Annotated in this window: 15 protein-coding genes and 1 pseudogene; 5 read left to right on the top strand and 11 right to left on the bottom strand. The window is 37.8% G+C overall.

Annotated features, from left to right (window positions below; all coding sequences use genetic code 11):
• Nucleotides 1-12 precede the first annotated feature (12 nt).
• Nucleotides 13-1,254, bottom strand: a complete 1,242-nt coding sequence (gene allC, locus ACOZIR_RS09325) for an allantoate deiminase (RefSeq protein ID WP_237758577.1) — start codon at nt 1,252-1,254, stop codon at nt 13-15.
• A 306-nt stretch (nt 1,255-1,560) separates the two neighbouring features.
• Here allC and ACOZIR_RS09320 point away from each other — a divergent pair, with 306 nt between their 5' ends.
• Nucleotides 1,561-3,144, top strand: a complete 1,584-nt coding sequence (locus ACOZIR_RS09320) for a PucR family transcriptional regulator (protein WP_045294868.1) — start codon at nt 1,561-1,563, stop codon at nt 3,142-3,144.
• A 64-nt stretch (nt 3,145-3,208) separates the two neighbouring features.
• Here the strand turns inward: ACOZIR_RS09320 and ACOZIR_RS09315 are convergent, their stop codons facing one another.
• Together ACOZIR_RS09315 and ACOZIR_RS09310 are read right to left on the bottom strand one after the other, a co-directional pair.
• Complete coding sequence (locus tag ACOZIR_RS09315; protein WP_013057706.1) at nt 3,209-3,523, bottom strand: MTH1187 family thiamine-binding protein; 315 nt, start codon at nt 3,521-3,523, stop codon at nt 3,209-3,211.
• Nucleotides 3,524-3,652: 129 nt separating this feature from the next.
• Entirely contained in the window at nt 3,653-4,819 is a 1,167-nt protein-coding gene (locus ACOZIR_RS09310) for a peptidoglycan-binding protein (protein WP_045294866.1), read from the bottom strand.
• A 647-nt stretch (nt 4,820-5,466) separates the two neighbouring features.
• On the opposite strand from ACOZIR_RS09310, the pseudogene ACOZIR_RS09305 reads away from it, so the two are divergent.
• Nucleotides 5,467-5,595: pseudogene (locus ACOZIR_RS09305) on the top strand (catalase-related domain-containing protein); the annotation flags it as partial.
• Nucleotides 5,596-5,823, top strand: a complete 228-nt coding sequence (locus ACOZIR_RS09300) for a hypothetical protein (RefSeq protein ID WP_272946349.1) — start codon at nt 5,596-5,598, stop codon at nt 5,821-5,823. It begins immediately after the preceding pseudogene.
• Nucleotides 5,824-5,870: 47 nt separating this feature from the next.
• Here the strand turns inward: ACOZIR_RS09300 and ACOZIR_RS09295 are convergent, their stop codons facing one another.
• Together ACOZIR_RS09295 and ACOZIR_RS09290 are read right to left on the bottom strand one after the other, a co-directional pair.
• Nucleotides 5,871-6,272 carry a hypothetical protein gene (locus tag ACOZIR_RS09295; RefSeq protein ID WP_224357839.1) on the bottom strand — a complete coding sequence of 134 codons (402 nt, stop codon included), beginning with the start codon at nt 6,270-6,272 and terminating at the stop codon, nt 5,871-5,873.
• A 303-nt stretch (nt 6,273-6,575) separates the two neighbouring features.
• Nucleotides 6,576-7,913 (bottom strand): sodium-dependent transporter, encoded by a 1,338-nt coding sequence (locus tag ACOZIR_RS09290; RefSeq protein ID WP_045294860.1) that lies wholly within the window; start codon nt 7,911-7,913, stop codon nt 6,576-6,578.
• A gap of 171 nt (nt 7,914-8,084) precedes the next feature.
• Here ACOZIR_RS09290 and ACOZIR_RS09285 point away from each other — a divergent pair, with 171 nt between their 5' ends.
• Nucleotides 8,085-8,537, top strand: a complete 453-nt coding sequence (locus ACOZIR_RS09285) for a hypothetical protein (RefSeq protein WP_028412776.1) — start codon at nt 8,085-8,087, stop codon at nt 8,535-8,537.
• Nucleotides 8,538-8,579: 42 nt separating this feature from the next.
• On the opposite strand, the gene ACOZIR_RS09280 is transcribed toward ACOZIR_RS09285, so the two are convergent.
• Nucleotides 8,580-9,005, bottom strand: a complete 426-nt coding sequence (locus ACOZIR_RS09280; RefSeq protein WP_045294859.1) for a DUF6843 domain-containing protein — start codon at nt 9,003-9,005, stop codon at nt 8,580-8,582.
• Nucleotides 9,006-9,194: 189 nt separating this feature from the next.
• Between ACOZIR_RS09280 and ACOZIR_RS09275 the strand changes: the two genes are divergently transcribed.
• Nucleotides 9,195-9,341 (top strand): hypothetical protein, encoded by a 147-nt coding sequence (locus tag ACOZIR_RS09275; RefSeq protein ID WP_016764718.1) that lies wholly within the window; start codon nt 9,195-9,197, stop codon nt 9,339-9,341.
• Between the two features lie 18 nt (nt 9,342-9,359).
• On the opposite strand, the gene ACOZIR_RS09270 is transcribed toward ACOZIR_RS09275, so the two are convergent.
• From ACOZIR_RS09270 to ACOZIR_RS09250, 5 genes are all read right to left on the bottom strand, one after another.
• On the bottom strand, nt 9,360-9,776 hold the full coding sequence (locus tag ACOZIR_RS09270; RefSeq protein ID WP_071273240.1) for a DUF350 domain-containing protein: 417 nt from the start codon (nt 9,774-9,776) through the stop codon (nt 9,360-9,362).
• Nucleotides 9,777-9,791: 15 nt separating this feature from the next.
• On the bottom strand, nt 9,792-11,051 hold the full coding sequence (locus tag ACOZIR_RS09265) for a glutathionylspermidine synthase family protein (protein ID WP_045294855.1): 1,260 nt from the start codon (nt 11,049-11,051) through the stop codon (nt 9,792-9,794).
• On the bottom strand, nt 11,051-11,371 hold the full coding sequence (locus tag ACOZIR_RS09260) for a hypothetical protein (RefSeq protein ID WP_045294853.1): 321 nt from the start codon (nt 11,369-11,371) through the stop codon (nt 11,051-11,053). Before ACOZIR_RS09260 ends, ACOZIR_RS09265 begins: the two co-directional genes overlap by 1 nt.
• Nucleotides 11,371-11,829, bottom strand: coding sequence for a hypothetical protein (locus ACOZIR_RS09255; RefSeq protein ID WP_045294851.1), 459 nt, complete (start codon nt 11,827-11,829; stop codon nt 11,371-11,373). Before ACOZIR_RS09255 ends, ACOZIR_RS09260 begins: the two co-directional genes overlap by 1 nt.
• Nucleotides 11,830-11,944: 115 nt before the next feature.
• Nucleotides 11,945-12,406, bottom strand: a complete 462-nt coding sequence (locus ACOZIR_RS09250) for a hypothetical protein (protein ID WP_013083806.1) — start codon at nt 12,404-12,406, stop codon at nt 11,945-11,947.
• Nucleotides 12,407-12,563 lie beyond the last annotated feature (157 nt).

Below are 12,563 nucleotides of genomic sequence, written 5' to 3'. Positions count from 1 at the left end.
GTCAAATTCCTCCTAGTAGGCAAGTTTATATAATAGTTCTATTAAGACCTTTACTCCTTTTTCTAACTGTTCTCCTTTGGTGAATTCCTTTGGGGAATGGCTGATTCCATCTTGGCTCGGTACGAATAACAAACATGTGGGAACTCTTCGCCCGAATACCTGCGAGTCGTGTCCTGCACCGCTTACTAATTCTCGGGAGGAGATATTCTTTTCCGAGGAAATAATTTTGGAAAGTTCAGATAATTTTTCGCTCATGGCGACGGGTTTTTCATCCATCCAGCAGTTGATATTCACTTCTAAATCCCCTGCTGTTCGCTTTATAATTTCCTTCATTTCTCGTTCTGCTTCTTGTAAAACCTCATACTTATGATGTCTTATATCGACCGTGAATTCTACATATCCTGGTATGACATTCGGTGCGTTTGGAGAAAGTGTAATTTTGCCAACCGTTACGTATAAAGCGTTCTGATATTTTTCGCTCAATTCAATAAATGCTTTAGCGAGTTTGCAGCTCACATAAAATGCATCTTTTCTGATGTTCATAGGGGTTGTGCCCGCATGGTTACTTTCACCTTTAACAGATACTGTAAACCGTTTCTGCCCGACGATACTAGAAACAATTCCGATATCGCAATGAGACATTTCAAGCTGCTTTCCTTGCTCGATATGCAGTTCAATAAAAGAAGCGATGTCCGTGCGGTATGGCTCGCTGTGGAGGCCTTCTCCGAAATTGAGCTGTTTCATTGCGTCATCTAGCTTAACCCCTTCTTTATTTATAACATGTTTTGCATCACTTTTGCTGTGTAATCCATTCATATTACCTGATCCCCAATACGTAAGAGGAAATCTGCTACCTTCTTCTTCACAAAGTGATACAACCTCTAAGGTTTTTGTAGGGGAGCCATAATGCGCATATAGGTACTGCAGAGCAATGATACCTGCTACAACACCAAACGCCCCGTCATATTTTCCTCCGTTTATCACGGTGTCGATATGGGATCCTGTTAAAATAACTTGTTGTTCTGGACCCGTTCCTTGCAACCGTCCAAATAAATTTCCTACATCATCGTAATACGTTTTGAGGTGAAGTCCCCTCATTTTTTCTTCCAATGCCTTTTGAGCTGCATTCCACTGTTCCGTATATAAAAGTCTCGTAACCCCTTCTTTTTCATCTAACCCAAACTGTGACAACCAGCTAATATTTTCTTCGATTTGCTGACAAAGCTTAGATTTTCCCGTCATATCTGCAACCATTGCTATCCCTCCTGCTATCTTCATTTTAAGAAAATGACTGATTGTTTTCATTAACACTTCCTACAATGATTTAGTGGTTTTTTAGCTATTATCACTAAATACGCAAAGTCTTATATACGTCACTTTTTCTAACATTATATGTTATTTATTTTATCTTACAGGATTGAAAAAACTTCTTCATTAACAATTTATACATTTTTTTCTGAAAATTTTATTTATTTTAACTAAATTTTCTTATAAAATAAAAGATAGATAAAAATACGCGCAGGTAAATGTGAGAATTTTTAACAAAAGGAGTAATGAATAATGGAACTACAAACTCTTTTACGCATTCCAATTTACGAGAAAGCATCTGTAGTAGCTGGGCAAAAAGGAGTCACCCGCAAAGTACATAACGTCAATATGATGGACGCACCCGATATTTTATCTTTTTTAAAAGAAGGAGAATTTTTAATTACAACGGGTTATCACTTCAAAGAACATGAAGAAAGCTTAGCAAAACTTGTAGAAGGAATGGCTAAAAAGAAATGTGCAGGATTGGCCATAAAAACGAAGCGCTTTTTCGAACACGTGCCTGCTTCTATTTGTCAGCTAGCTGATGAACTTCACTTTCCGATCATTGATTTCCAAACGGACGAAACGTTAGGCGCGGTTATTAACGAATCTCTCAGCTTTATTTTAGATAAAAAAACAGCCGAGCTTCAGCAAGCGATGGTCACACATCAGCTATTTTCCTCCTACATCTTACAAGGAAAAGGCATGGAGAAAATTATGCAGTCCATTCGAACGTTATGCAATGCTCACGTTGCCCTTTTTGATACCCATGGCCATGAACTCTTTTACACAAACAAACGCGAACCTTTTTCACTCCCGATGGAAGAAGCGGTAGTGGGTGCTAAGCAGCTGTTTTTACGAACGTCAAAATACACAGCCTTTTCCTTTTTACACACAAAAAAAACCGTTACGCTTTTTCCCATTGCTACTCATACAAGAAAGTACAGTTATTTACTTATTGAACACCAAGTTTCTTTATCCGATTCAGCGCTCCTAACGATTGAACAAGCGACAAACGTTTTATCCTTCGAAATGATGAGACAGCAGGCTTTGTATGAAGCTGAACGGCGACGAAAAAACGATTTTTTCAATCAGCTTGTTAACAATTATTATAAAACACCTGAGGATGCTTCCTTTCAAGCACAGATGATGGGCTTATCAGCAGGAAACAGCTATATTTGCGCCGTTGGGAAAATTCATTCTACATTCACGCCTTACAGCGATGATGATATGATCTATGAGCTCCTTCAATATGAGTTATCAGCAGGTCGTACAGAGGCCATTTTGTTTTTCTATGACAATCTTTACATCCTTTTGTTTACACCTCATTCTCAACCTATGATTATAGAATGCTTGCATCGCTTGCAGGAAGCTGTTTACCGTCACTACGATAAGCGAATGTCATTTGGAATTGGAAACCAAAGCCAATCCCTACTTACAATCGCTGACTCATATAAAGAAGCTGTTGAAGCTCTTGAAACCATCCATTTTAAAGATCAGTCGAAGCTTATTCAATTTTATCAGCCAAAACAGTTTAAAGAACTGCTGAGGTTGCTTCCAGCAAACGATTTACAGGATTACTATTCTCAAACATTAGAAGGTTTGCTGCAGTACGATAAAAAAGATCGCTCCATCTTACTTGACACGCTTGAAACATATCTAAATTCCAATTGCCAAATCTCAGAGACTGCTAAGCAGTTATTCGTTCACCGGAACACGGTAATCTATCGAATCGAAAAATGCGAAGAGTTATTAAAAAGACCTATTCACACATCAGAGGAAACCCTTCGGCTGCGCGTCGCTTTTCAAATTTTTTCTCTTGTGCATGCTACTTAAGTATAAATACAATAAAAAACGCCTGAGTGGATACTCAAGCGTTTTTTATTGTATTTCATACTATTTATTTTGCTTTTAATTTAGACTGTACTGATTGTAATTTCCCAGCCATCGTATGATTTTCTTTATCACGGCGATCATCAATTCGTAAATTGGTACATACGCGCTGAATACCATTTTCAAAAGGTACTTCATGCATCTCTTGAACAATTTTTAGCAGCGTGCTTAATTCCCCTTCAATCAACGTATTCATAGGGGTTAATTGATATGTAATTTCATCTTCATGCTTGGCCAACACCTTTTGAATATCAGCTACATACTGACTCACGCTTGGCGTTTCCGTACCTACCGGAATAATGGTTACATCTACAATAGCCATGTTATACACTCCTTTTGTTTATTTCCTAATTATCATACCAAACGACACAAAAATTTCCTACTTTTACGTTTATGGTGCACAGAAAAAAGGAATAGTTCTACAACTACTCCTTTTTATTACACTCTTATCTTATAGGTAACGCTTTGCTCCTAAGTAACGTTTTGACCAGTAAGAGTTGCTTAGTGATGTAATTGTTACGCCTGTTGAAGAACCTGCATGCATGAATTGACCGTTTCCGATATAAATTCCAGCATGGCTAGCTCCTGGTTGGTACGTTTCAAAGAAAACGATATCGCCAGGCTGAGGTGAACTTACACGCGTACCAGTTTGATAGATGCTAGCCACTGTACGAGGAAGACTTACACCTACTGCATTGCGATATACATAGTTAAGGTAACCGCTGCAATCAAATCCTCCAGGCGCAGCTCCGCCCCAAACGTAAGGTGTTCCCATAAAACGTTTACCGTATGAAATAACTTTTGAAGCTGAGCTTGAGCTTGTGCTGCTTCCTGTTGATGTTGAAGGTTTTGAGCTGCTAGAGCTGCTTGAATTTAATTTATTCAGCGTATCCGGACCCGCTTCTCCGTCTACTAATAAACCATTTGCACGCTGAAATGATTTTACTGCACTTGTTGTAATTGAGCCAAAGTAGCCTGTTACACCAGCTGAGAAGTAACCTTTATTTTTTAGTTTTTGCTGAAGGCTGCTTACTGCTGAACCTTTCATGCCTTGACGTAAAATAGTTGAACTGCTAGAGCTAGAACCGCCAGTTGAAGCGCTAGAACCGCCATTTTTTAATTTACTTAACGTAGCTGGACCCGCAATTCCGTCCACAGAGAGTCCGTTTGCACGTTGAAATGCCATTACTGCATTCTTTGTAATTGAACCGAAATATTGAGTTGTAGTTCCTTTAAAATAACCTTTATTCTTTAGCTGTTGCTGTAAAGATTGTACGTTTGATCCAGTTGAACCAACGCGCAATAATGAACTTGAGCTAATTGATGAACTTCCGCTTCCTAGCAGCTTATTAAATGTAGATGGACCTGCAATACCATCTGCAGATAAACCATTTGCACGCTGAAACGATTTTACTGCGCTAGTCGTGATTGAACCGTAATAGTTTGTGGTTGTACCGTATGTAAAATAACCTTTGTTTTTTAATTTTTGCTGTAATTCTTTCACATCTGAATTACTTGTTCCTGGGTGTAGCGTAGCATCTCCTAAAGCAGCTTCACTAATTGTAGGTACTACTGTTAAAGATCCACATAACGCTAACGAATATATCAACTTTTTCATAAAAAAAGGTTCCTCCAATGCCATAATCTACTAATCTATAAGACGTTTACATTGTAACAACACATTATTACAAAATAACATCACTAATATTACATTTATGTTACAGGAAACGACAGCAGCACAGCTGTATGGTGTATATTGTCGTAGTTTCTTGTCGTTTAACACTTAATAAGTTCGACAAAAAAGCTAATATATTCCAATATTATTCCTTTTCCTACACTAATAATAGGTAAAAAATCACCCGTAACATTATCTTTATATTTCAAAAAAAACAATTTATTTTTTTTCGAAATGTGAAACTTTTTTAAAATTTATTCGTTTAGCGGATTTGTTCCCCTCTTCAGTAAAACAGCTTTTCTTCTAAAAATTTATATTATTTCCATATTAATGAATAAAAAAGCGAGGGCTGAAAAAAATAGTCTTATTATGTTGGAAACAAGGAGGATTATTTTATGAGCCATAAAGGCATGCATGGTACAAATGTCAGCGGATCAGGTGACTCGGAAGACAAACGCTATGCAAGCGGAGAGAACGAACAGACGCTTACTACGCGTCAATGAGCCTTCTTCTCTTGGGGGTCTTCAAGAAGCGCATGACCATCCAAAACCTCATCAGCCTTATGTTGAAGGAAATGTAAAAAAGAAAAAATTGATCGTACAAATGACTTTAAGCAAGCCGGTGAACGCTACCGTTTACTAGAGGACTGGGAGCGTGATGAGCTTATTCAAAACTTAGTAGACGGCTTAAAATGCTGTCACCATACCGTTCAAACAAAGATGATTGAGCTTTTAACTCAATGCGATTTTGACTACGGCAATCGGGTAGCCAACGGTATAGGTCTTCTCATGCATGATGATGGCTCTTTAGAAATTGAAATGGGAGCAGAAATAACTCCTACATACGGTAAATTGCCAAAAGAAGGCGGTTCACCGTTAGGAAGTAACAAAGCTGCCGATGCGGTAGAAGAAGCTAATGAAAAAGGAAAAGACGCTCATCCTTATTAACAAAAAACATCCTGCAGCGACAGCAGGATGTTTTTTGGGTTAAACGCTTATGACCAAGTAACGGCAAACACGTGGTAGTCATTTTTTAACTGTGGCGCATCAATGGGTGTCCCGTGCTGATATCCTTGCTTCACTCTTTTAGGATGTAAGGGTTGAACCCATTCTTTCACTTGCTGTTTTGTACCATTTGCTAAAATATATACACAATCAGAAAATGCCCCGTCATTGTTTGGACTATCAACTTTTAGTACTTCCACTAACACATCTTGGACACACGTTTTTCTCTGAATACATGTAAGCGTATGGTAGATGATATCAGCGGACACATCGTTATTTAAACGAAAGCCCACCTTTTTTTGTTCAAAAAAAGACGAGAATGAGACGATTGGTAATGTCTTTTTTTGTTCATACGCTTGAGATAAAATCTTGACAAGAACTTCTCCACTCAAGATGATCCCTCTTTCTAAAAAACGCTTCATCACAACATATGTGAGCATTGGTTATGCTCATAGGATAATATATTATCATAGTTTAATTCTGTGGTGTTAGTCTTTTTTTGGGTTTTCACACTGGGAATTATACCCGCCTATTTCTTGCGTTTTCCCGACGTTCTCGCTACTAGCAACAGAATTAATAATAAAATAAATACCCCTGCTCCTACAAACATATCGTACAAGAAATCAAGCATCATACTCCTCCTCTTCCTCCCAAAAAACGCTATTAAAACCAAGCGTTTTAATAGCGTTTTTTCGTTAGATAAAGCCTAGCATATTAATAAATACAATGATAATTAAAACCGGTGCGATATATCGAATGGCAAGAAGCCATAAAGAAAACCAGCGCTTCACATTCGTTGAACCATGCTTAAATTCTTCAATAAGCACATCTTTTTTCATTTTCCAAGGAACAAAGATGGCAATTAAAAGAGCACCGAGAGGCATAAGGATATTACTTACAAGAAAATCAAAAGCGTCAAAAATGCTTTTTCCAAAGATCGATACGTCACTTAATAAACCATACGATAGCGCTGAAGGTATTCCTACCACAAAGATTAGTAAGCCTGAAATCCAAGATAGCTTTATACGCTTATGCTGCTCTCCTTTGGCTAATGAAGCAACAATAATTTCTAACATCGAAAACGCAGATGTTAAAGTAGCAAATAAAAACAGCGCCAAAAAGAAAGTTTGAAACACAATTCCGAACGGAAGCTGTTCAAAAATAGAAGGCAATACAATAAATAAAAGACCTGGGCCTTCCGTCGGCTTTACGCCCATTGAAAAGACCGCAGGGAAAATTGCCAGCCCTGCTAGTAAAGAAATCAAAATATTTAACGCTGAAATTGAAATAGCCGATTTTGGCAAGTTTTGCTGCTTAGACAGATACGAACTGTACGTAACCATAACCGAAACGCCTACGCTAAGCGAAAAGAATGCTTGTCCCATTGCAAACAAAATGGTTTGGGAGGTAAGCTTTGAAAAATCTGGATACAAAAAGAAAGATACGCCTTCCATCGCTCCGTCTAATGTTAAAGAACGAATAATAATAATAATAAATAAAATAAAGAGAGCAGGCATTAAAATTTTGTTTGCTTTTTCAATACCATTTTGAATGCCTCTTGCGACTACAACAATTGTTAAAAGAAGAAAAACAAATTGAGAGATAACAGCACTTGCCGGATTAGCGATGGTGGAGTTAAATAAACTCCCGTAGTCACTTACTCCATTCAACTGACCCGTGACGCTTGCAAAAATATATTGTAAAATCCATCCTCCTACTACACTATAGAATGATAATAAAATGAAGCATGTAATCACGCCTAAATACCCGATGCCTTTCCAGAGAGAACCGGGAGCGACTGCATCATAAGCACGAATTGCTTCTTTTTGTGTATGTCTACCTAGTACAAATTCAGCAAGCAAAAGCGGTAAACCAATAATTGCTGTAAACAAGATAAACAGTAAAAAGAAGGCTCCACCTCCGCTTGTTCCGGCTACATAAGGAAGTTTCCAAATGGCTCCTATTCCAATTGCTGAACCGGCAGATGCCAAGATAAAGCCGATTTTTGATGTCCATTGTTCGTTTTGACTCATTTTTCTCACCATTTTTCTTTATTTATTCTGATTTGTCATACTATATCACACAACCCTTCTGTCGAAAAGGGTTTTTGTTGTTTTAACCACCATCATGTGTTATGAATAGTATGTAGGTTTCATGATTTATTTTCGTAACTAAAAAAAGTTTGACAGTTAGAGGTACAAAAAATGACAAATCAGCAAGTAATACAGCAACAATTTTTAGATAAGTTCCTTGACTTTATCTTAGTAAAATGTCCAAACTGCGAACTATGTGCGCGAGTTGTAAAACTGGATAAAAAATTGAGCGGGTCAACGCACTCATGCACGTGTCCTCACTGTGGTTATCTAGACGTCATCAGCGCTGAGGGCCAAGGACCGTTAGAACTTTCTGAAGCAGTAGATCCTTTTTTTCAGCTTCCGCTTTACTTGGAAACAATCTGCCCTGAACGTCGACTTTGGGCTTATAACTTAGATCACCTTCAGTATATTGAATCTTATATTGAAGTTAAAACATGCGGGGCTTGTTTCGACGAGCTGTCGGTTGAACACTCATTGCCAGATTGGGTAATTCATAAGCAGGAAGAAGCATTAAACGAAATTCAACGTTTAAAAGACACCGTCTTTTGCACATTCAAGTGAAGATAGAAAAGAAACGTTGCCGAAGAGGCAGCGTTTCTTTTTTTACGAAGAACTTTCTTCGGTAAGTTTTCTTCGATAATCCCCGGCTTTGTCGAACTCTTTTGCGGTGCCGACGAAAAAGTAGGTTACCGTATGATTTTTGTTACCTTGAGTCGTTCCATGAATCATCTTCCCCTGCTTCAATTGCTTTCGCTCCCCATTTTTATTTACATAGAAATATTTATTTCTTGCCCAGCCGCCGCCGCTTAAAAGCGTTTTGGTTTTCCCGACTCCCTGCTCGTTTACTTTAAATACAATGTAGTCTCCTTCTGTCTTGCTAGGATTTCCGTTATCTTTGTCATATTCGACCATAACCCATCCTTTGTACCCTTCTGGTATAAGGAAAATGCTCGGTTGAGACGTTTCATCTGGACGTCCACATCCAGCCGCGATTACGATCAATAAACACAAAATGAGCCACCTTTTCACTTTTCCCAACTCCTTTCTTAATAAAAGACGTGCCTCTATACTGCTTTTAGTTTTTGTTGACGGTAAGATTATATTCTTTCTGTATCCCTCAATTTTTCCCAGTTTACCCAATTAAATATGCTATATTTACGTATGGTTTGTCACACACTATTAGCAGGCGTTTACAATTTACATGGGAGGATAACAAAAATGAGCTATGTTTTTTTATTTATTTTGCTCTTTGTCATTCCGCTTTACACACAGCAAAAAATTGTTCGTGCCGACCGTGAAAATACACGTACATTATTACTAAGTGAACACGAGCAATCTGGACATAAAAAAAGCGATTCCCCGTAAAACAGGAATCGCCTTCTTTTAATATGTTAAGCTTCCAGCTACAATAAGGCTAACAGCTATCGACGCTGCAAAAAGAGTTACTCCAACCGCTACATTTCCTTCTTCTACTTTTTTGGCTAGGCTCGTTTTAGGTGTCATAATAAATTCAATAATCCAATATGTCACTACTTGAGTAATGATACCTACTATTCCCCAAAGAGTTGCATCTACCAAATTTAAGCTGTTGCTCCACACAGTGAAAATGACAATAGCAAGCCCAATTCCTTTTCCCCATAACTTCAAAGCGACTGCTACATTTCCTTTTTTTATGAGTTCACGATCATTAAATTTTGTTGTTAATTCAAATACGATTACTCCGATAAATAATAGCCCTAATCCTACCGCTACGTGAGATAAAAAGCTCCCTATACTAGCCCAATCAATCCATTGTGTCATTTTTAGTTCCCCTTTTCATTTTAATCCAATCGGCAAATAATACGATTCGTTATCTGTAATTTGATTTCCAGCTCGGATTCCTACTGCGCTTGCTTTTCCATTTAATAAAAAGCACCCGTACATGATATGAGCCTCTATTGTTTGCGTTTGCGTCTTCATTGTTGCAGTTGGCAAAGAAATAAACTGTTGATATACAGCAGTGTATTCTTGATATGTCTTATGCTGATCTTCGTCTATTTTGATTCCGTCTTCATTATAAATTTCAACGGTATCTCCCTCACGACCAAACGATGGTTTCTTCACAAATGCTTGTTTTCTTTCAATAAATGGATCCTCTTCTAAATACGTTGGTAAAAAGTATGTTTCAATGATGTGATGCTCTTCTTTAGTGAGGAAAGGATGATGTTGTTCATGCAAAGCCCAAATGAGTGCTTGCACGGCTTTGGACTGCAGTAAAAATGCAGAAGGCGGATTGATTATGGCTACTTGTTTTTGCTGTGCCAATGTTAAAAGCATGTGTCCGACTTTTTCATGCGTACTCGGATCTTCATCTTCAATTAAATGTTCAAGCGGATAAGTTTGGCGATAGAGTACGTCTATTTTTTGTCCATATTGATCATACACGCCCGCTTCTATATGTTGACCTTCTTCAACTGTAGAGGCAGGGACAATTCGAAGCTGCGATAATGGAACATATGTAGCATCTACATCGGCTAGCTTCATTAAATAAAGAGTGGTTAGCTTATCTTCTTCATGTGTATCATGAGAAGAAAAAACGACGTTTGGATAGTTCGTTCTATCGAGCTCGTTATAAGCTTCAAAAATGGCGTGTTTTAATGCTAAAGCAAGCTTTTTTTCTTCAAACTTATTAGGGTTTTGCACTTGAAAATGCCGGCAGACTAACTCATTTACATGAAATAATTCTTTAATGAACGTAGGCGTATCGGCGTTTAGTTCTAAAAGCTTGATTTGATCATCCGTAACAGCAAAATCAAGGCGTGAAATCACACTTTCTGTTTCCATCGTTTTCAGTCGTAGGTACGGGAAACTGGCTTTTGGAAATCCTAAAGAAAGAAGCGTCTGATCATCTAATGAACGAAGTAAAGGTGCCGTTTTAAAAAATAGTTCCCCGATTTGATTTGCGGCTTCTTTAATGGAATGAATGATGTGAGAAGATTCTATATGTACATCATAAAGAGCGTACTCTGTTCCATATAAGTCGTACCAAAAATCTTGAATTTCTTTATAAAACATTTCTCGCTTTTCTTTATGCATTACCCGCCAAAACCGCCTTTAGAGCCGCTCCCAATTCCAGATTTATACGAGCTGCTTGATTTAAATGATTTATAGGACGATGATGAGGTCAGCTGTTTTTCAGACCCGTAGTAGCGCCCTCCGTGATAATATGAGCCGCTGTGCGAAGAAGAAGAATCTGAACAGTAGTACGTTTGCGTATCTTCATCCCATTTCCACTTGTCGCACGATTTATCTTTCGGTTTAGCCGGTCTTGCCTGATCAGTTGAACCGCAGGCAACGAGCGATGTCATTAAAGCAGTGGTCAAAACTCCCGCCATCATTTTTTTTGTTTTGGACATTAAGCCTTTCCCCTTTCATACGTTACGCCTGTTTTTGTTACATATAAACTGTACACGCGGCGGTCTTCATCAATTTCCGCAGAGTCTCTTTCCCATTCCCATCCATTATAGTATGTATAAACAGTTCCGATATAGCTTAATACGTCCAAATGCGTATAAAATGAAGAGACGAATAAAATTGGATGTCCTCGAAGAGAATTCAATTCGCGGACTTCTAACGTAATCTCTCGATTATCCTCTTCTACCTGTTCTTTCGTTCCGTACTCATGCTCCTTTACATAAATAATATGGATATCATCTTCGACTGCAGATGAAGTTTGTTTATACGTTACTCCTTCTTTAACAAAAAATTCGCATTCTCTTCTTGCTAAAATTTGTTCAAGTTCAATAGATTGATAGTGGTAAATAGATACAAACGTATCATCAGGCTTTAGCAGTCGGTATTCTAACTTTCCCATTGCGCAACTCCTTTTGTGACTTTTTTGTGAACGTTCTTTAATAAATACGCACAGATTTTCAAAAAGTTTCAATTTTTCTCATATAAAAAGGCTTAGCTTTAAATAAGCTAAACCTTTATTTTTTTATCACATCTGTCACAACTTCATAACCGCCTGTGTATGGGTCGAATACATATTCAAGCATGCCGTTTCCACGATTGACTTTAAATAGATAACGGTATTTTTTAGGGCTGTCTTTTGCTGGATATACGTATTTTCCTTTTTGAAACTGGCTTAGCAAGAGCTGTTCTCTTTGCGCAAGCATTTTTTTTGCTTCATTATATCCATACAACGGGAGATTTTTGGCATAGAGAACCGGTACGAATACAAGTACAACGACTGAAATCGTAATAAGCCCTTGTTTAAACCACCGCATAAATCTCTTTGGATTTCGCGAAAGCAACATCGTGATGACAATTACTATTAACAAAGGAACAATATATACTTGAACATACGGAATGTTTGCAAATACAGGTCGATTAATCAACAAGACAATTACTTCGATAGCTGCTACTAATACTAAAATAAAATAGACCACTTACTCTTCACACCTCGACGATTCAATGAATTTTATATGTGTTAGAAAGTATTCCCACTCATGAATGAACTCGTCTATTGTATCATAAGAAGCCAAAAAAATATCTACGCTCGTCCATTTTACGGAATTTAGATAATAAAAGGGATTGAGACATAAC

It is taken from the genome of Priestia sp. D3YE.R1, from assembly GCF_049199565.1.
Taxonomy (GTDB): Bacteria; Bacillota; Bacilli; order Bacillales; family Bacillaceae_H; genus Priestia; species Priestia aryabhattai.
The sequence above is the reverse complement of the archived record's forward strand: the minus strand, read 5'-3'. Positions and strand labels throughout refer to the sequence as shown.

Coding starts and splice junctions, on each gene's coding strand:
- allC (WP_237758577.1), bottom strand. CDS start 1,254: ATGGTTGCAGATATGACGGGAAAATCTAAGCTTTGTCAGCAAATCGAA.
- ACOZIR_RS09320 (WP_045294868.1), top strand. CDS start 1,561: ATGGAACTACAAACTCTTTTACGCATTCCAATTTACGAGAAAGCATCT.
- ACOZIR_RS09315 (WP_013057706.1), bottom strand. CDS start 3,523: ATGGCTATTGTAGATGTAACCATTATTCCGGTAGGTACGGAAACGCCA.
- ACOZIR_RS09310 (WP_045294866.1), bottom strand. CDS start 4,819: ATGAAAAAGTTGATATATTCGTTAGCGTTATGTGGATCTTTAACAGTA.
- ACOZIR_RS09300 (WP_272946349.1), top strand. CDS start 5,596: ATGATTGAGCTTTTAACTCAATGCGATTTTGACTACGGCAATCGGGTA.
- ACOZIR_RS09290 (WP_045294860.1), bottom strand. CDS start 7,913: ATGAGTCAAAACGAACAATGGACATCAAAAATCGGCTTTATCTTGGCA.
- ACOZIR_RS09285 (WP_028412776.1), top strand. CDS start 8,085: ATGACAAATCAGCAAGTAATACAGCAACAATTTTTAGATAAGTTCCTT.
- ACOZIR_RS09275 (WP_016764718.1), top strand. CDS start 9,195: ATGAGCTATGTTTTTTTATTTATTTTGCTCTTTGTCATTCCGCTTTAC.
- ACOZIR_RS09270 (WP_071273240.1), bottom strand. CDS start 9,776: ATGACACAATGGATTGATTGGGCTAGTATAGGGAGCTTTTTATCTCAC.
- ACOZIR_RS09265 (WP_045294855.1), bottom strand. CDS start 11,051: ATGCATAAAGAAAAGCGAGAAATGTTTTATAAAGAAATTCAAGATTTT.
- ACOZIR_RS09260 (WP_045294853.1), bottom strand. CDS start 11,371: ATGTCCAAAACAAAAAAAATGATGGCGGGAGTTTTGACCACTGCTTTA.
- ACOZIR_RS09255 (WP_045294851.1), bottom strand. CDS start 11,829: ATGGGAAAGTTAGAATACCGACTGCTAAAGCCTGATGATACGTTTGTA.